This is a genomic window from Aurantimonas sp. 22II-16-19i (genome assembly GCF_002088275.1).
Taxonomy (GTDB): domain Bacteria; phylum Pseudomonadota; class Alphaproteobacteria; order Rhizobiales; family Rhizobiaceae; genus Jiella.
Genome location: NZ_AQQS01000001.1, coordinates 479626 through 497849 on the forward strand (window position 1 = coordinate 479626; position 18224 = coordinate 497849).

12 protein-coding genes are annotated in these 18224 nt (G+C 67.3%); 5 read left to right on the forward strand and 7 right to left on the reverse strand.

The window, feature by feature from the left end; genetic code table 11:
- Window positions 1-6: 6 nt before the first annotated feature.
- A complete protein-coding gene (sufB, locus tag ATO4_RS02265; RefSeq protein ID WP_083589738.1) occupies window positions 7-1527 on the reverse strand; it encodes a Fe-S cluster assembly protein SufB in 1521 nt (506 codons plus the stop codon).
- Window positions 1528-1659: 132 nt separating this feature from the next.
- Window positions 1660-2859, reverse strand: a complete 1200-nt coding sequence (locus ATO4_RS02270) for a cysteine desulfurase family protein (protein ID WP_083589739.1) — start codon at window positions 2857-2859, stop codon at window positions 1660-1662.
- A gap of 189 nt (window positions 2860-3048) precedes the next feature.
- On the opposite strand from ATO4_RS02270, the gene ATO4_RS02275 reads away from it, so the two are divergent.
- Together ATO4_RS02275 and tyrS are read left to right on the forward strand one after the other, a co-directional pair.
- Complete coding sequence (locus ATO4_RS02275) at window positions 3049-3723, forward strand: alpha/beta hydrolase (RefSeq protein WP_083589740.1); 675 nt, start codon at window positions 3049-3051, stop codon at window positions 3721-3723.
- Window positions 3724-3974: 251 nt separating this feature from the next.
- On the forward strand, window positions 3975-5225 hold the full coding sequence (gene tyrS, locus ATO4_RS02280) for a tyrosine--tRNA ligase (RefSeq protein ID WP_083589741.1): 1251 nt from the start codon (window positions 3975-3977) through the stop codon (window positions 5223-5225).
- A 130-nt stretch (window positions 5226-5355) separates the two neighbouring features.
- Here the strand turns inward: tyrS and ATO4_RS02285 are convergent, their stop codons facing one another.
- Entirely contained in the window at window positions 5356-8565 is a 3210-nt protein-coding gene (locus ATO4_RS02285) for a hypothetical protein (protein ID WP_083589742.1), read from the reverse strand.
- Between the two features lie 241 nt (window positions 8566-8806).
- Here ATO4_RS02285 and ATO4_RS02290 point away from each other — a divergent pair, with 241 nt between their 5' ends.
- The 3 genes from ATO4_RS02290 to ATO4_RS02300 all read left to right on the forward strand — a co-directional run bounded on the left by ATO4_RS02290 (window position 8807) and on the right by ATO4_RS02300 (window position 11674).
- Window positions 8807-9283 carry a peroxiredoxin gene (locus tag ATO4_RS02290; RefSeq protein ID WP_083589743.1) on the forward strand — a complete coding sequence of 159 codons (477 nt, stop codon included), beginning with the start codon at window positions 8807-8809 and terminating at the stop codon, window positions 9281-9283.
- A gap of 5 nt (window positions 9284-9288) precedes the next feature.
- The gene (locus tag ATO4_RS02295) at window positions 9289-10119 is read left to right on the forward strand and encodes a ferritin-like domain-containing protein (protein WP_083589744.1); all 831 of its coding nucleotides are present in this window, start codon (window positions 9289-9291) and stop codon (window positions 10117-10119) included.
- A 109-nt stretch (window positions 10120-10228) separates the two neighbouring features.
- Window positions 10229-11674, forward strand: a complete 1446-nt coding sequence (locus ATO4_RS02300; protein ID WP_245308515.1) for a M23 family metallopeptidase — start codon at window positions 10229-10231, stop codon at window positions 11672-11674.
- Between the two features lie 16 nt (window positions 11675-11690).
- Here ATO4_RS02300 and ATO4_RS26830 read toward each other — a convergent pair whose 3' ends face one another.
- From ATO4_RS26830 to ATO4_RS02320, 4 genes are all read right to left on the reverse strand, one after another.
- On the reverse strand, window positions 11691-12290 hold the full coding sequence (locus tag ATO4_RS26830) for a hypothetical protein (RefSeq protein ID WP_139802196.1): 600 nt from the start codon (window positions 12288-12290) through the stop codon (window positions 11691-11693).
- 145 nt (window positions 12291-12435) lie between these two features.
- Window positions 12436-13564, reverse strand: a protein-coding gene (gene prfB, locus ATO4_RS02305) for a peptide chain release factor 2 (RefSeq protein ID WP_139802197.1) whose coding sequence is annotated in 2 segments (ribosomal slippage) — window positions 12436-13494 and window positions 13496-13564 — 1128 coding nt in all. Because the reading frame shifts where the segments join, the coding sequence is not laid out codon by codon here.
- Between the two features lie 152 nt (window positions 13565-13716).
- A complete protein-coding gene (locus tag ATO4_RS02315; protein ID WP_083589747.1) occupies window positions 13717-16161 on the reverse strand; it encodes a penicillin-binding protein 1A in 2445 nt (814 codons plus the stop codon).
- 355 nt (window positions 16162-16516) lie between these two features.
- Window positions 16517-17743 carry an N-acetylmuramoyl-L-alanine amidase gene (locus ATO4_RS02320; protein WP_176222827.1) on the reverse strand — a complete coding sequence of 409 codons (1227 nt, stop codon included), beginning with the start codon at window positions 17741-17743 and terminating at the stop codon, window positions 16517-16519.
- Window positions 17744-18224: the final 481 nt, after the last annotated feature.

An 18224-nucleotide genomic window follows, 5' to 3' on the forward strand; every position in this document is an offset into this window, starting at 1 on the left:
CCACTATCACCCCACACTGCCCTCCAGCGAGATCCCGATCAGCTTCTGCGCTTCGACCGCGAACTCCATCGGCAGCTGCTGGATGACATCGCGCACGAAGCCGTTGACGATCAGCGCGACCGCCTCTTCCTCCGGGATGCCGCGCTGCATGCAGTAGAACAGCTGGTCGTCGGAGATCTTCGACGTCGTCGCCTCGTGCTCGAACTGCGCCGTGGCGTTCTTCGCCTCGATATAGGGCACGGTGTGCGCGCCGCAGTCGTTGCCGATGAGGAGCGAGTCGCACTGGGTGAAGTTGCGGGCGTTGGCGGCCCTGCGGTTGGCGGTGACGAGGCCGCGATAGGTGTTGTCGGAATTGCCCGCCGCGATGCCCTTGGAGATGATCCGGCTCGTCGTGTTCTTGCCGAGATGGATCATCTTGGTGCCACTGTCGATCTGCTGGCGGCCGTTCGACACGGCGATCGAATAGAACTCGCCGCGCGAATTGTCGCCTCTCAGGATGCAGGACGGGTATTTCCAGGTGATCGCCGAGCCGGTCTCGACCTGCGTCCACGAAATCCGCGAGTTCTTGCCGCGGCAGTCGCCCCGCTTGGTGACGAAATTGTAGATGCCGCCCTTGCCTTCCTTGTCGCCCGGATACCAGTTCTGGACGGTGGAATACTTGATCTCGGCATCGTCCAGCGCGATCAGCTCGACCACGGCGGCATGCAGCTGGTTCTCGTCGCGCTGGGGCGCCGTGCAGCCCTCGAGATAGGAGACGTAGGAGCCTTCGTCGGCGATGATCAGCGTGCGCTCGAACTGGCCGGTGTTCTTCTCGTTGATGCGGAAGTAGGTCGACAGCTCCATCGGGCAGCGGACGCCCTTCGGCACGTAGACGAAGGAGCCGTCGGTGAAGACCGCCGAGTTCATCGTGGCGAAGAAGTTGTCGGAGACCGGAACCACCGAGCCGAGATATTTCTTCACCAGCTCGGGATGCTCGCGGATCGCCTCGGAGATCGGCATGAAGATCACGCCGGCCTTCTGCAGCTCCTTCTTGAAGGTCGTCGCGACGGAGACCGAATCGAAGACGGCATCCACCGCGACCCGCCCGCTCGGGGCCTGCAGCCGGCCCTCGTCGTCCAAGCCGTCCTGATCCTGCGGCTTGACGACGCCGGCGAGGATCTCCTGCTCGCGGAGCGGGATACCGAGCTTCTCGTAGGTGCGCAGGATCTCCGGATCGACCTCATCGAGGGAGGCCGGGCCGGACATCGATTTCGGCGCCGCGTAATAGTGGATGTCCTGGAAGTCGATGGGCGGGTAGTCGACGCGGGCCCAGTCCGGGCTCTCCATCGTCTTCCAGCGCTCGAACGCTTCGAGGCGCCAGGCCAGCATCCACTCCGGCTCGCCCTTCTTGGCCGAGATGAGCTTGATGGTCTCTTCGGTCAGCCCCTTCGGGGCGACGTCCATCTCGATCAGCGTTTCGAAGCCGTATTTGTACTGGTCGACGTCGATCTGTCGGACCTGATCGATGGTCTCCTGGACAGCTGGCATTCTTCATTGCTCCATACTCGCCGGATTCAAGGTCCGGTGGTTGGGTTATCGATCGGGAAAACTTGCTCCTGATCGTCAAGATAAGTCTCGGATGGCCGCGTTTTTAGTGCCATTCCAAATAATCGCAAGCGCTCAGGCCGCGACGTCGCGGGTCCTTTTCGCCCCGGCCCTCAGCGCCAGCCTCTCATACTCCCGAACGAAGCGTTCGAGGGCGGATTTTTCCGTCTCGAAACCGAAGCTGACGCGGATCGCCCCCAGCCCCGGATCGATCGGCACTCCGGCAGTGGCGAGAGCCGCCACGACGTGGCTCGGCCCGACCTTGCCGGAGGAGCAGGCCGAGCCCGCCGAGACCGCTACTCCCGCAAGATCCAGTGCGATCTGCGCCGTCTCGGCCTTCAGGCCGGGATGCACGACCGCGACGGTGTTGGGAAGCCGCTCCGCATCCCGTCCCAGGATCGTCGCCGCGGGAAGCCTGACGGCCAATTGCTGCTCCAGCCACGCGCGGCGATCATCCGGCGGCGACTGCGGACCCTCAAGCCTGCGGCTTGCGGCCTCGGCCGCCGCGCCGAAGCTGGCGATCGCCGGTAGCGCCTCTGTGCCGGCCCGCATGCCGCGCTCCTGGCCGCCGCCGCGCAGCAGCGCGAAGGGCCTGGTCGCGAGGTTGGCGAGGACGATCGCGCCAACGCCCTTCAGCGCCCCCATCTTGTGGCCGGACAGGATCACCGCATCGGCCCCGGTCGCGGCCAGATCGACCGGCAGCCGGCCGGCCATCTGCGCGGCATCGAGCACGAGGCGGACCGGCCGGCCCGCGATGACGTCGCGGATCGCCGCAAGCGGCTGGATCACGCCCGTCTCGGAATTCGCCCAGGACAAGGCAAGAAGGCCTGGTGCCTCCGTCGCGCCCGCCCATTCGGCCAGCGCGTCGAGATCGACGACGCCGTCCCGGTCGACAGCAAGGCGGGTGACGGCGGCCGGTGCGAAGCTGCCGCCCTCGCGCGTCGCGGGATGATCGGTCTCGATGACAGCGAGCCGGGGACAGTCGACGGCCTCGCCGCCGACGAGCCAGCGCGGCGACAGGAGCTGCGTCGCGGCCTCGGTGGCACCGCTGGTGAAGACGACGTTCTCGGGGGGGGCCACGTCAACGCTGCCGCCGACGAGGCGGGCGACGGCGAGTCTCGCAGTTTCGCAGACCGCGCGGGCTGCCCGTCCCTCGCGATGGGTCGAGGACGGATTGGCAAGCGCCATTGCCGCGACGGCTGCTTGCCTCGCTTCGGGCAGCAGCGGCGCAGACGCATTGTGGTCCAGATAGATCCGCTCGTCGCGGCTGGTCATGTCGACTCGCTGAGAATAACGCGTGCTGCCGCGCAAATTCCTTGAAATTCCGCCTGCAAAGGGACTAGAAAGCGCCCTCACATGGCATCGCCAGTTTTGAATTCTTCTAAAGTGGAACTTACGAGGCCGGTCCGGTTTCGTCAAGCGCGGCCAAAGCGCCTGCCCCGTCCGCTGAGCGAGAGTATCTATATGCCCGAAGTGATCTTCAATGGCCCCGCCGGCCGCCTCGAAGGCCGATACCAGGCCGCCAAGGAAAAGAACGCCCCGATCGCGATCGTGCTGCACCCGCATCCGCGCTTCGGCGGGACGATGAACAACCAGATCGTCTATCAGCTGTTCTACATGTTCGTGGAGCGCGGCTTCACCACGCTGCGGTTCAATTTCCGCGGCATCGGCCGCAGCCAGGGCGAGTTCGACCACGGCACCGGCGAGCTGTCCGATGCCGCCTCGGCGCTCGACTGGGTGCAGAGCCTCCACCCCGATTCCAAGCAGACCTGGGTGGCCGGCTATTCCTTCGGCTCCTGGATCGGCATGCAGCTGCTGATGCGCCGACCCGAGATCGAGGGCTTCCTGTCGGTCTCGCCGCAGCCGAACTCCTATGACTTCTCCTTCCTCGCCCCCTGCCCGTCTTCCGGATTGATCATCCATGGCGGCAAGGACAAGGTGGCGCCGCCCCGCGACGTCCAGACCCTCGTCGACAAGCTGAAGTCCCAGAAGGGCATCATCATCACCCAGAAGACGATGGACGAGGCCAACCATTTCTATACCGAGCATACCGACGAGCTGATCGCCGAATGCGCCGACTATCTCGACCGCCGGCTCGCCGGCGAACTCTCCGATCCGCGGCCGAAGCGGCTGCGCTGAATCGACCGAGTCGCCTGCCGGAACGAGCGGGGCGAGCAGCGGCCGAGCTGCCAGTCCCGCAGAAGATGGTCCGGCGTGACGGCTGCGGCTTCACCCGCCGGCCGCCACCGCCTCGACTGACGCCGTGATTCCAGACCGTGCATGATCTGGCCGGACAGCCCGGACAACGCTCTTTCGGATCATGCGCCGAACAGCATCTCCCCTGCCTCGCTGCGGCCAGAGGCGACCCCGATCGACAGGATCCCGCACCCATGACCGGCTTCAAGTCCGACTTCCTCCGTACACTCTCCGAGCGCGGCTTCATCCACCAGGTCTCGGACGAAAGCGGGCTCGACGACCTGTTCGCGAAGGAAACGGTCACCGCCTATGTCGGCTACGACGCAACGGCGACGAGCCTCCACATCGGCAACCTGATCTCCGCGACCATGCTCTACTGGCTGCAGGAGACGGGCCACCGGCCGATTGCCCTGATGGGCGGCGGCACGTCGATGGTGGGCGATCCGTCCTTCCGCGACGAGCAGCGCAAGCTCCTCACCGCGGAGGCGATCGATCAGAACATCGCGGGCATCAAGAAGATCTTCGCGCGCATCCTGCGGTTCGGCGACGGGCCGACCGACGCGATGATGGTCAACAATGCCGACTGGCTGCTGAAGCTGAACTATGTCGAGTTTCTGCGCGACGTCGGCCGGCATTTCTCCGTCAACCGCATGCTGTCCTTCGATTCGGTGAAGATCCGGCTGGACCGCGAGCAGTCGCTGTCCTTCCTCGAGTTCAACTACATGATCATGCAGGGCTACGACTTCGTCGAGCTCTCGCGTCGCCACGGCTGCCGGCTGCAGATGGGCGGCTCCGACCAGTGGGGCAACATCATCAACGGCGTCGATCTCGGCCATCGGATGGGCACGCCACAGCTCTACGCCCTGACGACGCCGCTCCTGACGACCGCTTCCGGCGCCAAGATGGGCAAGACCGCCCAGGGTGCCGTCTGGCTCAATGGCGATCTCTTCAGCCCCTATGACTTCTGGCAGTTCTTCCGCAACACCGAGGACGCCGATGTCGGCCGCTTCCTGAAGATCTTCACGCGCCTGCCGCTGGACGAGATCGCCCGGCTGGAAGCGCTGGGCGGCCAGGAGATCAACGAGGCGAAGAAGATCCTCGCCACCGAGGCCGCAGCCATCGTCCACGGCCGCGAGGCCGCCGAGGAAGCCGCCGAGACGGCGCGCAAGACCTTCGAGGAAGGCGCCCTCGCCGACACCCTACCGACGATCGCGATTGCGCAATCGGAGCTCGCCGCAGGCACCGGGCTTCTCGCCCTCGTCGTCCAGGCCGGGCTCGCCGGATCGAACGGCGAGGCGCGCCGGCACGTCCAGGGCGGTGCGGTGCGTGTCAACGACGAACCCGTCACCGATCCCCAGACGGTGCTGAGCGACAGGGACCTGAAGGACGGCGTCGTCAAGCTGTCGGTCGGGCGCAAGAAGCACGTGCTGGTGCGCCCGGAGTAGGAGCCGGCCGGGCAAGTCGCGAAGCCAGGCGAGCACACGGGAGCGCTGCCCCTCGCCGGCCTGACTGGGCCGCTCCTGGCCCCGCCCGATGCCGGCGGCAGAAGCCGCCGCTCCTCGCACGTCCGTCCGATCAATATTCGAAGATGCGCCGGAAGATGCCCGGCGCGATCAGCGAGATCGGATTGACCACCAGCGTCGGGTCGGCGAGCGTTCCTTCCAGGCGATAGGTGATGCCGATGAGACCGCCCTCGCCGCCATTGCCGAGAACGCCGCCGACGAAGGGCAGCGCCCCGAACAGCCGGTTGACCCCATAGGCCGGCATGAACGATCCGGCCATGTCGACCCGGCCGGACGGGTCGATCAGGATCCCCGAGAAGCTCGAGCCGAAGACCGGGCCGCGGATGATGCCGTCGTCGAGGATCAGCCGGCCCTTGTCCCACCGCAGATTGGCGCGCGCCGTGTCGAAATAGGCGCTGGCGACGGGCAGGTCCTTGCCGAGCCGCGCGGCGAGGCTGTCCGATTGCTGCCGCGCGGTGCCGACGAGGCTGCGAAGCCGCTCCTCGTCGACGAGGGTGAAGTCGCTCAACCGCACCCCGCCGGCATAGGCGCCGTCCCGCGCGCCGAGATTGGCCTGCAGCCGCCCCTCCCGCATCTTGTCGTAGAGGCCGGCGAACCGCAGCAGCGCGCCGGCCCTGGCGACGTCGACCCGCACGGCCGGGACGCCCTCGACCCCCGGCTGGAACGCCAGCGAGACAGGCGCGCCGCGGATGCTGGCCGATAGCGACGCCGAAAGGACGCGGTCGTCATCGGCCTTGTAGCGGATCTCGGCGTCTTCCAGCGCCTCGTCGCCGAAACCCCGCAGCGTGTCGGCGGACAGTTCCACCACCAGCTTGCCGGTGTCGTCCGGCTCGCCGTCATCGGGTGCCGCAATGCGGCTCTGGAGGGCGGCGAGGATCGGCCGGGCGTCGATGCTGTTGGCGGCGACGCTGAAGCCCATGCCGCCGGCGATCCGCGTCAGCCGGGCCGAGACCGAATCGCCGCGGTTCAGCGCCAGCGAGTTGAGAACCAGCGACTTCAGCCCATCGCCATCGAGCTCCGCCGAGCCGTTGGCCGAGAAGCCCTCGCCTTCGAGGACGGCATCGGCGACCTTCGTCACGCTGCCGTTCCGGGCGATGTCGAAGGTCAAGGTGCCGGGTATGCCGGCGCTCTTCGACCAGCCGATGGCCGGCAAGCGGATTTCCGCCCGCGTCAGATCGGCAGTCGCGGCAAAGCCGTGCGGGCGGCGGGTCAGATCGACGGCGATCGAGCCGCCGAGCATCCGGGCCAGCACCGGCGACAGGCGGGCGATCGAGCGGTCGTCGAGCCGGGCGGCGATCTTCAGCGAAGCCTCGCCGACGGGATCGGGGCCGAGCGGCTGGGCGAAGGTGACCTTGGCCGGGATGTCGTCGATCCGCCCCGACATCTCGCCGATCGCGCTGCCTTCGGCGATCATCGCTGTGCCGGTGAGCCCGGAGAGCCGGTGGCCGTCGATCGGCTTCTTCAGGTCGACGCCGGCCAGTTCGGCGACGACGGTCCAGTTGAGCGCGCTGGGATCGGATCCCTCCGGGCGGACCCGCGGATCGGCCAGATGAAACGCCACGCCGACGCCGACATTCGCCTTCCCCGAAAGGTCTTTCGCCTGCCAGTCCCGCTCCTGCCCCGCCAGGAGCTTCTGGCGCTCGGCCAGCTCCACAAGCTGCGCCGCATCGCCCTCGATGTTCAGCGAGAGGGCCGCGTCGACGCCGTCGCCGGCATGCTGGAAGTCGAGGGAGGACGGCAGCACCGCGAGGCCGGGCTGCCCGTCGACGGATGCCTCGTCGAGACTGACGGCGACGCGGCCGCCCCGGTGCTGGATCGTGCCCGATGCCGTCGACAGGGCCGGCATGTCGTCGAGGGTGGTGAAGGCGCCACCTGAAAACGCGAGAGCGAGCTGGAACTCGTCCTCGCGCATGGGAACCGCCGGTTCGAGGAGGGCGAGCAGCCGCTCGATCGTCAGGTCGAGGCTGAACGCCGTCTCGTCCACCACGCCGGCCCGCAGATGATCCAGCGCCCAGTCCCGCGGCCCGTCGGCGACGAAGAACGGCCAGAACGCGACGAGATCGCGGGCGTCGATCGCCCGGCCTTCGAACGAGGCGGTCAGGTGATCCTGCGGCTGGTGGCCGGCGAGTGCGGCGGTGGCCTTCAGCCACCCGGAGGCGAGTGCGAGCTCGGCGTCGTCGATGCGAATCGCTCCGCGCGTCAGGTCGAACACGCCCCTGGCGGCGAAGCGGGCGCTGCGTTCCTCGGCTAAGGCCGGCGCCGCATGGGATGCGATGGTCGAGACGAGCCGGGTCGAGGCGAGCCGGAATGGTGCGGTCCCGTCGGCGGCGGAGGCGAGATCAATCGCGCCGGAAAACTGCCCCTCGATCGACGTCGCGTCGGAGAAATCGGCAACGACATCCGCGCGTTCGCTGCCTTCGCTCACCTCGAACGCGAGATTGCCGCGCAAGCCCTCGGCAGCCTCCTCTGCCAATTGCCCCGCAGCGGCGAGCCGGAGCCGGCGGGCGCCGGCCTCCCCGTCCAGGCCGAGGGACAGCGACAGGAGCGGGGCGGCGGCCGGCCCGTCGCCGCCTGACGTCGGCAGCTCGACCTCGCCCGTCTGAAGGTCGAGCCGCTCGAGCCCGAGGCCGTCGGCAGAGATCTCTGCCGTGCCGATGGCGCCGAAGCGGGAACCCGCAAGGCTGGCGAGAAGCTCGAGCCCGATGATCCCGGCCGCGCCTTTTTCGACCGCGACGCGGGTGATGCGGGTGTCACCGGCGGCGCCCGCGATTGCCTGCAGATCGTTGATCTCGATCGCATTCAGCGGCATCCCCGATGCGCTCGCCGCGGCATGGTCGAGCGCGGCGAAGATCGCTTCGACATCCGGCGGCTCGAAGCCTTCTCCGGAGCCGAGCGCATCGGGATCGACCGTGAGGTGGTCAACCCGGAGCTTCTGCGCCGAGAGTTCGCCCGAAAGGATGTCGAGGAGGCTGAAGCCGACGGCGACGTTTCCGGCCGCTGCAAGCTGCTGCCCCGACTGCGGCCGTGCCAGGACGACGTCGTCGAAGCGCAGCGTGATGCCGCCGGAGGGCGTGAAGCCGATGTGGCGCGAGCCGACCTCGATCGTCACGTCCGCAGGCAGCAGGCTCGCGGCCAGCTGCTGGCTCTGATCGAGAAGCAGCCGGTTGCCGAACGGCGTCGCGACGAGGAGAACGAGCACACCGGCGACGAAGACGAGCCCGGCCGCCATTGCCGTCGCAAGGATCCTGACGACGGATTTCATGCCGGAGCGCGGCGGTCGTCAGTCACCCGAGGGGTTGCTCCCTGCGGGTCGCCGCGCCCATCCACGAAAGAGCGGTCCCCGGACCTTGCGCACCCCGTCACTTCCCGCATTTATCAGCTTCCCAAGCCGCACCCGAAAGGGATCATGATCAGGCGATTCGTCGTCGCCGCCGAGCCGAGGCCCGCGATCGCCACTCCCGAGGGATGCACCTTCCTTCAACTCGCGTCGAAAGGATGACACGATGACCATTTCCGTCGGCGAGAATTGCCCCGACTGCACTTTGCCCGACGACCATGGCGATCCGGTCGCACTCGCGGACGTTCGCGGCAAGCCCTTTGTCCTCTACTTCTACCCGAAGGACGATACCTCCGGATGCACGCGCGAAGCTGTTGATTTCAGCGGCCTTGCGGCGGATTTCCAGGCGGCTGGCGTCGCCGTCTTCGGGGTGTCGCCGGATCCGGTGAAGAAGCACCAGAAGTTTCGCGACAAATACGAGCTCGCCGTGCGGCTGTTGTCGGACGAGGAGAAGGTACTGCTGGACGCCTTCGGCGTCTGGGTGGAAAAGTCGATGTATGGCCGCAAGTACATGGGCGTCGAGCGCACGACCGCGCTGATCGGCGCGGACGGCACGGTCGCCCGGATCTGGCCGAAGGTGAAGGTGCCGGGCCACGCGGAGGAAGTGCTGGAAGCCGCCCGGCAGCTGTCGGTCGGCGCCTGAACCGCATGGAACAGGCTCCCGAGAAGACGCCGGACACGCTGCGGCGGGCGACCATCGACGCCCTCGCCGCGAGCGATCTGGAAGACAAGGTGCGGCTGACGAATCTCGCCTGCCGCCTCTGGTTCGCGCGTCGGCTCGGCCTCCATTCGCCGACCGATCCGGCCCATCCCGGCCGGCCGGGACGGCCCGAGACGCCGGAGCTGGTCTCGCCGAAGAAGCTGAAGCGGCGCTCGGTGCATACCGAGGAGGGACGGGTCGTCCTGGTCCATGCCCTCGCCCATATCGAGCTGAACGCCATCGACCTCGCCCTCGACATCGTCGCGCGCTTCGCCCGCGAGAAGATGCCGCAGAGCTTCTTCGATGGCTGGATGACGGTGGCGCTGGAGGAGGCCAAACACTTCGGCCTGTTGTCGCGCCGGCTGGGCGAACTCGGCTCCCATTACGGCGCCCTGCCCGCCCATGACGGGCTGTGGCAGGCGGTGGAGGAGACGGCGCACGATCTGTCGGCGCGGCTCGCCGTGGTGCCACTGATCCTCGAGGCGCGCGGCCTCGACGTGACGCCGTCGATGATCGACAAGCTGACCGCCGTCGGCGACCTCGACACCGCGAAGATCCTGGCGATCATCTACCGGGACGAGCAGAAGCACGTCGCCATCGGCGCCAAGTGGTTCCGCTTCCTGTGTGCCCGGCACGGCGTCAACGCCGCCGAGCGTTTCGGCGTGCTGGTTCGCCAGAGCTTCCGCGGCGAGATCAAGGCACCGTTCAACGACCGGGCCCGGGCGGAGGCGGGCCTGACGCCGACCTTCTACCGCTCGCTCTCGCCGCGCTCGCGGTGAAATCCGCCGGGGCCGAGCGCCCGCGCCAACCAAACGTTAACCTTAACGCCCTCTAATCGCCGTCGACGAGAGCCCTCTCCCGGGCCGCCCACCCAAGCGATCGATGTCGATGCAGGCGAGCAAGCTGACCAGCACCTTTGGCCGACGCAAGGAGCCCCATACCGTCATCATCGCGCAGGGGGAACGCGTCCGGCATTTCACCGTCGGGCGCGGAAGCCTGATCCTCGCAGCCGCCGTCACCGTCCTGGTCGCGGCCTCGGCCATTACGATGCCGCTCGGCTACGTCCTGTCGGCGCCAGAGGAAACCGGCGCCGCCGGGCGCCCCTGGGACGGCCAGGACGACTACGAGCGGCGGATCGCCACGCTGCGCGCCGAACTCGACCGGGCGACCAGCCGCCAGTTCCTCGCCCGCAAGATGGTGGAGAGCAAGGTCGACGTCCTGCTCGAACAGCAGGAGCAGCTGGCCGCGCGCTACGAGAAGCTGCAGCCGCTGTTCGACCGGGCGACGTCCACCGGCCTTCTCGTCGCCGCCGTCCCGGTCCCGACGCCGAAACCGGAATCGGATGACCTGTCGGGCCACGACACCGGTCCCGCGTCGGATTCGGTGGAGATCGCCGGCGATGCCGAGATCGACGCGATCGACGCGATTCCCGGTGAGTCCGGCGCACCGGCTCCGTCCGACCCTGCCCCAGCTCCTGCCGCCAACGCCTTCGCTCCCGACGACGGTGCCGCGACGGCCGACTGGCTCGGCCGGCTGCGTGCCGAGGTCGCGCCCCAGGCACGCGCTGTGCCCGTTGCCGCCGCAGCGCAGCCCGCGCGCGCCGGCGGCCGGACAGGCGCCGTCATTTCGGACGAGAGCCTGCGGCAGATCGGCGCCGCGATCAGCGTCGCCGAACTCGCCCAGCTGCGAAACCTCGAGGCGCTCGCCTCCACCGCCCGCGGTCGCGCGGTGCAGATTTCCACCGCCCTCGCCTCGGCCGGCATCGCGGTGGCCGACATCTCTGGCGAGGCCTCCGACCAGGAGGGGGCGACCGGCGGCCCCTACGAGCCGGTTCCCGCTTCGGACGCCTTCGAGGCGAGCGTCGCCGAGCTCGACGCCGCCCTCGACCAGCTCCAGCGCGTCAGCGCCGTTGCGCGGGAGCTGCCCTTCGAGCGCCCGATGCCGGGCTCGCGCGTCACCTCCACCTTCGGGGTGCGGGCCGATCCGTTTCTCGGCCGCAAGGCGCTCCATGCCGGGATCGACTTCGCCGAGGCCCAGGGAACCGCCATCCACGCGACGGCACCGGGAACGGTGACCAAGGCCGGCAATTTCGGCGGCTACGGCAACATGGTCGAGATCGACCACGGCAACGGCATCTCCACCCGCTACGGCCACATGGCGCGGGTCACGGTGGATGTCGGCCAGACGGTCGGGCGCGGCGCGACGATCGGCGCCGTCGGCTCGACGGGGCGCAGCACCGGCCCGCATCTGCACTACGAGGTCCGCCGCGACGGCGTCGCCGTCGACCCGGCGAAGTTCTTCCGCATCGGCGACCGGATCCGCGCCTTCGGGTAAGCGTCGTGGTCGGAGGTCAACGAAAGCGAACGTTCGAAGGGCTGTTATCGATTGAACGCCAATCGAAAATCCGTTGCTGCACCGTCACTCGTTTTTTATCGAAGACATCTGTATAGTTGACGCTTATTCCGAGGGCGATTTCGTTCCCTGCATGATGATCTTGTTTGAGATCTTCATCGCACGAAATAACAATTCGGCGGGTGGCTTCACGCCCCCCTGCCAACATCCCGCACCTTGTCGGTCCAGAAACTGACAGTCGCTCAGCAGAGCTATTCAAGAAATTGCCGTCGGCCGCATATCTCTCGGCTCTACCGATTAAAATCACGTCGTAGGCAGGCGTCGCGCCTGAATTTATGACCGTCAGATCAACGAAGAGATCCGGCCGAACTGTGAGTTGTAGCGAGGTACCGTCGCCGCCCTCAGCGCGCGGTTTGTAGTTCCAATATGCCTGAACCTGCTGGATTATCGGATAAGCTCGGACTTGACGCTCGTGCGAGCTTCTACCGGCATCCAGGGATGCGACAGCGACATCTGCGGTTCTTTTGGCGATGTGGAGCAGACGCCAGCTGACGGCTAGAGAAAGCGCCGACATAACCAGAGCCACATACTCAACCATGTGTGAGCTATCGATCACGTGAACCTCGAAACTACGAGCTTAGAGAGGCTCTAGCACGACTAAGACGAGAACCAACTCGAGAAAACCGTAGTTTCTTGAGCGGCGGGTATCTGCCCGCCGCGGTTGATTTGGCCCGCGACCTACATCAGTCGATGTCCTCGACCTCGGCCTTGCCGCCCTCGACGCGCTGGGCGAGCGCGGCTTCCATGAAGGCGTCGATGTCGCCGTCGAGCACGTCCTGGGGCGTGGTGCTCTCGACGCCGGTCCGCAGGTCCTTGACCAGCTGGTAGGGCTGGAGGACGTAGGAGCGGATCTGGTGGCCCCAGCCGATGTCGCTCTTCGAGGCGGCCTCGGCGTTGGCTGCCGCCTCGCGCCGTTCCAGCTCGGCCTCGTAGAGCCGCGCCTTCAGCATGTTCCAGGCGGTGGCCCGGTTCTTGTGCTGCGAGCGCTCCTGCTGACAGGCGACGACGATGCCGGTCGGGATATGGGTGATGCGCACCGCAGAATCGGTGGTGTTGACGTGCTGGCCGCCGGCGCCCGACGCCCGGTAGGTGTCGATCCGGCAGTCCGACTCGTTCACCTGGATGTCGATCGTGTCGTCGACGACCGGATAGACCCACACCGAGGCGAAGGAGGTGTGCCGCCGGGCCTGGCTGTCATAGGGCGAGATCCGCACCAGGCGATGGACGCCCGATTCGGTCTTCATCCAGCCATAGGCGTTGTGACCCTTGAACAGCAGCGTCGCGGACTTGATCCCGGCCTCTTCGCCGGGATGCTCCTCCAGCACCTCCACCTTCATCTTCGAGCGCTCCGCCCAGCGCATGTACATGCGCTGCAGCATCTCGGCCCAGTCCTGGCTCTCGGTGCCGCCGGCACCGGAATGGACCTCGACATAGGTGTCGTTGGAATCGGCCTCGCCCGAGAGCAGCGATTCGATCTGGCGCTTGGCGACCTCGACCTTGACCGCGCGGATCGCCGTCTCGGCCTCCGTGACGATGCTCTGGTCGCCCTCCTCCTCGCCCATGGCGATGAGTTCGATACTGTCCTGGAGGGTCTGGTCGAGCGAGCGGATCGCTGAGATGGCGCTTTCCAGCTGCTGGCGCTCGCGCATCAGCGCCTGGGCCTCGGCCGGATCGTTCCAGATCGAGGGATCTTCGGCCTTCTGGTTCAGGACATCGAGGCGTCTGAGGGATTTATCCCAGTCAAAGATGCCTCCTCAGCAGGCTTATGGCCTGCTTGATTTCGTCGACCAAGGTCTCGATTTCGGCACGCATGCCGCATTCTCCTGCAAGTGGCTGACGGGCCGGCTGCAATGCTGGCCCGGAGTGGCGAAACTGCGATGGAAGCCCCGGCTCTTACCGGTCCGGGCGCGCCGTCGTCAACACGCGGCAGCCGAACCGCCAGGGATCCCGCGACAGGGCGACGGTCAGAACAGTCCGCCGGCGCCCTGGGTGATGGCCTGCTCGGCCTGCTGCGAGATCTGGCCGCCGCCGGGGCCCGAAGCAATCTCGTCCTCGCCGATGATCTGGTAGGAGTCCGCCGGGCCCGTGCCGGGCTTGAAGGCCTCCATGATCACGTCGGGGCCGGAGCCCGAGGCGCGCATGCCGGTCTTGCGGTTGACGGCGATCAGCTCCATGCCCTCGGGCACCTTGAAGTCGACCGGCTTCTTGCCCTTCAGCGCTTCCTTCATGAAGTCGATGAAGACCGGCGCCGCGAGGCCGCCGCCGGTGGCGCCGTGACCCATCGGCTGCGGGTTGTCGTAGCCGAGATAGACGCCGCAGACGAGATCCGGCGTGAAGCCGACGAACCAGGCGTCCTTCTCGTCGTTGGTTGTGCCGGTCTTGCCGGCCACCGGCACGCCGAGCGCCTTGACCCGCGTCGCCGTGCCGCGCTGGACGACACCCTCCATCATCGAGGTGATCTGGTAGGCGGTCATCGGGTCGAGCACCTGGTCGCGCTCGTCGACGAGCTCCGGCTCGGCCTGGCCGTCATATTCGCGGGTGTTGCAGTCGGCGCAGAAGCGCTGGTCGTGCTTGTAGACGGTCCGGCCGTAGCGGTCCTGCACCCGGTCGATCAGCGACGGCTCGATCGAGCGGCCGCCATTGGCGATCACCGAATAGGCGGTGACCATCCGCAGGACGGTGGTCTCGCCGGCACCGAGGGCCATCGGCAGATAGGGCTTCAGATGGTCGTAGATGCCGAAGCGCTCCGCATAGGCGGCGACGAGATCCATGCCCATGTCCTTGGCGAGGCGCACGGTCATGAGGTTGCGGCTCTTCTCGATGCCGAGCCGCAGGGTCGAGGGACCGGCATAGCCGCCGCCGTAGTTCTGCGGCGTCCAGTAGCCGCCATTGCCGTCCGGCAGCGACACCGGCCCATCCATGATCACCGAGGCGGGCGTGTAGCCGTTGTCGAGGGCGGCCGAATAGACGAATGGCTTGAACGAGGATCCGGGCTGGCGATAGGCTTGGCTGGCCCGGTTGAATTCGGACTGGTCGTAGGAGAAGCCGCCGACCATGGCGCGCACCCGGCCGGTCTCCGGCTCCATGGCGACGAGCGCGCCCTGCACCTTGGGCGGCTGGCGGAGCAGGTAGCCGTCGCCGTCGCCTGCCTTCTCCACATAGACCACGTCGCCACGCGACAGCACCTGGTCGGCGGAGCGGACCGAGCCCTTCTGGTCCCTGGTGTCCAGCCTGAGGGCCCATTTCATGTCGGACAGCGCGATCGTGCCGATGTCGCGCTGGCTGTCCAGCGCCCCCGAGATCGCCCGGCGCGGCTGCACGCCGACGCTGACACGGTCCGCATTGGCTTCGAGCACCACGGCGAGCCGCCACTGCGGCACGTCCGCCAGGGCCTCGACCTTGCCGACCTCGGCGCCCCAGTCGCTGCCGATATCGATGGTCGTCACCGGGCCGCGGTAGCCGCGCTGCTGGTCGAAGGCGACGAGCGCGTTCTGCAGCGCCGCCCTCGCCTCCTTCTGCAGGGCCGGGTCGAGGGTCGTTCTGACCGAGAGTCCGCCCTCGTAGAGCGCCTTGGAGCCGTAGCGCTGGACGATTTCGCGGCGCACGTCCTCGGTGAAGTACTGGGAGGAGGCGAGATAGGTGCCGGACGGGCGCGGATTGACCTTGATCGGCTTCTCCTTCGCCGCGCTGGCCTCCTGCTGATCGATGACGCCGTTCGCCGTCATCTGGGCGATCACCCAGTTGCGGCGGTCGAGCGCCCGATCGTAGTCGCGAAACGGATTGTAGTTCTCCGGCGCCTTCGGCAGCGCGGCGAGATAGGCGGCTTCCTCGACGCTCAGCTCGGTCACCGACTTGTCGAAATAGGCCAGAGCCGCGGCGGCGATGCCGTAGGAGCCCATGCCGAGATAGATCTCGTTCAGATAGAGTTCGAGGATCTTGTCCTTCGAATAGGCCTGCTCGATGCGCAGCGAGAGGATCGCCTCCTTGAGCTTGCGGTCGAGGGTGCGCTCGTTGGTCAGGAGGAAGTTCTTCGCCACCTGCTGGGTGATGGTCGAGGCGCCCTGCATGCGCCCGCCCTTGGCGAGCACCATGACGGCGCGCCCGACGCCCTCGATGTCGATGCCGGGATGGGAGTAGAAGTTCTTGTCCTCGGCGGAGAGGAAGGCGTTCTTGACGAGGTCCGGGATCGCCTGGATCGGCAGGAACAGCCGGCGCTGGGACGCATATTCCGCCATCAGCTGCCCGTCGGAGGCGTGTACCCGCGTCGTCACCGGCGGCTCGTACTTGGCCAGCACCTGATAGTCCGGCAGCCCCTCGGCCGTGCGCTCGACATACCACGCCACCGCACCGGCGACGAAGATGAAGAGAACCGACCCGATGCCGAAGAAATAACCGATCAGTCTGATCATCGAAACTCCGTCCGGCCGCCCGGATTGTCCGGCGCCCGCATTGCCTGGCGCCCGCTGCCCTAGGCCCACTGTCCGGCGGACGATCGCTCAGCCGATCGCCCTCCCCCTCAGGGATGGCCGCCCCATCCCTCTCCCCGCTGGACCGCGCGGGGACAAGCCTGCCATGACCGCAAATTGCGGCGTTGCGATGGATCGGCCCGGATTTTCCGGCATCTGCGCAGATGAATGTTGCCGAATTGCCACGAACATTCGCAAACCCGACAAGGCCCGGTCAAGCTTTGCCGATCCGGCTGCGACGCCAGCGTCGCAGCGGCGAATCGCCCCAGCATCCAACCGGCTGATCGGGCGGTGCTTTTCAGCCGCGCCCTTCCGCCGCCTTGAGCGCGTCCGCCTGGCCGCCGCGAAAGAACCCGATGATCGATTCGGCGATGGCGGAGGTGATCTTGCGCCGCCACGCGTCGTCCTTCAGCAGCTTCTCGTCCTTGTCGTTGGACAGGAACCCCATCTCGACCAGAACCGAGGGGATGTCCGGCGCCTTCAGGACCCGGAAGCCCGCCGAGCGCTTCGGGTTCTTGATGAGTTCGATGTTGCGCCTCGACAGGTCGGTGACGAGGGCCGAGGCGAAGTGCTCGGAAAAGCTCACCGTCTCCCGGCGCGTCAGGTCGAGCAGGATGTCGAAGATCTCCGGCGAGGTCTCCTGGAAGCCCGTCGGAGCGAAACGGTCGGAGGCGTTCTCGTTCGCGGCGATCTGCCGGGAGAGCTCGTCCGATGCGTCTTCCGACAATGTGTAGACCGTCGCCCCGCGCAGCGCCTTGTAATGAATCGAATCGGCGTGGATGGAGAGAAAGAGATCGGCTCCGAACTCGCGCGCCGCCGCGGCCCGCGCGTCGAGCGGGATGAAAACGTCGCTGTTGCGGGTGAGCTCCGCGTCGACGTTCGGATAAGCGCGAAGGAGGTCACGCAGCATCCGGGCGTTTTCCAGATTGACGTTCTTCTCCATGGTCCCGGAGGGCGAGACGGCACCCTTGTCGTCGCCGCCATGACCGGGATCGATGACGATCGTCAGCTTCCGGGGACCGGCCGTCCGGGCCGGGGGACCGTCCTCGCTCCGGGGAGCCGACGGCTCGGCCGCCGTGGCCGCAACCTGCCCCGCGTCGTCAGGCGCGCGGCCCGGCACCGTGAGCGCGACGTCGACGACCTGACTGCCGTCCTCCAACCGCTCGCTCAAGGCGGCGGCCGCCGGAGCCTTGAGCCGGAAGATCACCCGGTAGCGATCCGCGGTCACGAGCCCGTGGCGCACCGTCGAGGCCAGCGGATTGTCCGGCAGCTGGTCGAACCCGACGGCCGGAACCGTGTCCTCGAAGTCCACCGCGATGCGGTCGGGATTCTTCAGGGCGAAGCTGCGGACGCGGGTCTTGCCGGTGAGCGTGAAGCGAACCGACAGGCCGGCCTTGCTGGCGGTGGGCTCGATGCGGGTGATGACGCGCTCCTCTCCGGCCATCGCGACACCACTGGCCGAAAGGCCGAGAACCGGAACGAGAAGGGCAAGGACGAGAGCAGCGAGCGAACGGCCGGCGATCATTCGGACATCTTTCCACGGTTGCCTGTGGCGAAAGGTCACTTTCAGTGTCAGTGCGCAGACGACCTCCGACGATCGGTGCCGCGGCCATAGCACATCCGCCATGGCCAGATCAGGGCACCCGGACGACGAGCGCCTCCGCCTCGGCACCAGCCGTTGCGCAGCCGGTGCTCGCGCAACAGGTCGTGCCGGATGAACGTCGCTGCGACAGGGCGGAACGCCGCGTCGAGGCGTCCATGCCGGACGCCCGACCGGATCAATGGCTGGCGAGCCTTGCGCGAAGCTCGGCGGGATGGCTTCGGAACCGGGTTTTCGCACCGATTTCGTCGCTTTGACCGCCTGCCGAACGGGCAGCACCCTTGTCATGGTCAATAACCCGTCATAAAAGCAGGATCGAGGTTTGTGGTGGCGGAAATCGCGTCGCCGGCAAGAGGTTCGGAAGCCCGCGTCAGGCGCACGCCGCCCCGTGTCGGATGCCGACCCG

Bases quoted from the DNA above. Each gene is read 5' to 3' on its own strand.
- ATO4_RS02275 (WP_083589740.1), top strand. From the start codon at position 3,049: ATGCCCGAAGTGATCTTCAATGGCCCCGCCGGCCGCCTCGAAGGCCGA.
- ATO4_RS02315 (WP_083589747.1), bottom strand. From the start codon at position 16,161: ATGATCAGACTGATCGGTTATTTCTTCGGCATCGGGTCGGTTCTCTTC.
- ATO4_RS26830 (WP_139802196.1), bottom strand. From the start codon at position 12,290: ATGGTTGAGTATGTGGCTCTGGTTATGTCGGCGCTTTCTCTAGCCGTC.
- ATO4_RS02295 (WP_083589744.1), top strand. From the start codon at position 9,289: ATGGAACAGGCTCCCGAGAAGACGCCGGACACGCTGCGGCGGGCGACC.
- tyrS (WP_083589741.1), top strand. From the start codon at position 3,975: ATGACCGGCTTCAAGTCCGACTTCCTCCGTACACTCTCCGAGCGCGGC.
- ATO4_RS02270 (WP_083589739.1), bottom strand. From the start codon at position 2,859: ATGACCAGCCGCGACGAGCGGATCTATCTGGACCACAATGCGTCTGCG.
- ATO4_RS02300 (WP_245308515.1), top strand. From the start codon at position 10,229: ATGCAGGCGAGCAAGCTGACCAGCACCTTTGGCCGACGCAAGGAGCCC.
- ATO4_RS02290 (WP_083589743.1), top strand. From the start codon at position 8,807: ATGACCATTTCCGTCGGCGAGAATTGCCCCGACTGCACTTTGCCCGAC.
- ATO4_RS02285 (WP_083589742.1), bottom strand. From the start codon at position 8,565: ATGAAATCCGTCGTCAGGATCCTTGCGACGGCAATGGCGGCCGGGCTC.
- ATO4_RS02320 (WP_176222827.1), bottom strand. From the start codon at position 17,743: ATGATCGCCGGCCGTTCGCTCGCTGCTCTCGTCCTTGCCCTTCTCGTT.
- sufB (WP_083589738.1), bottom strand. From the start codon at position 1,527: ATGCCAGCTGTCCAGGAGACCATCGATCAGGTCCGACAGATCGACGTC.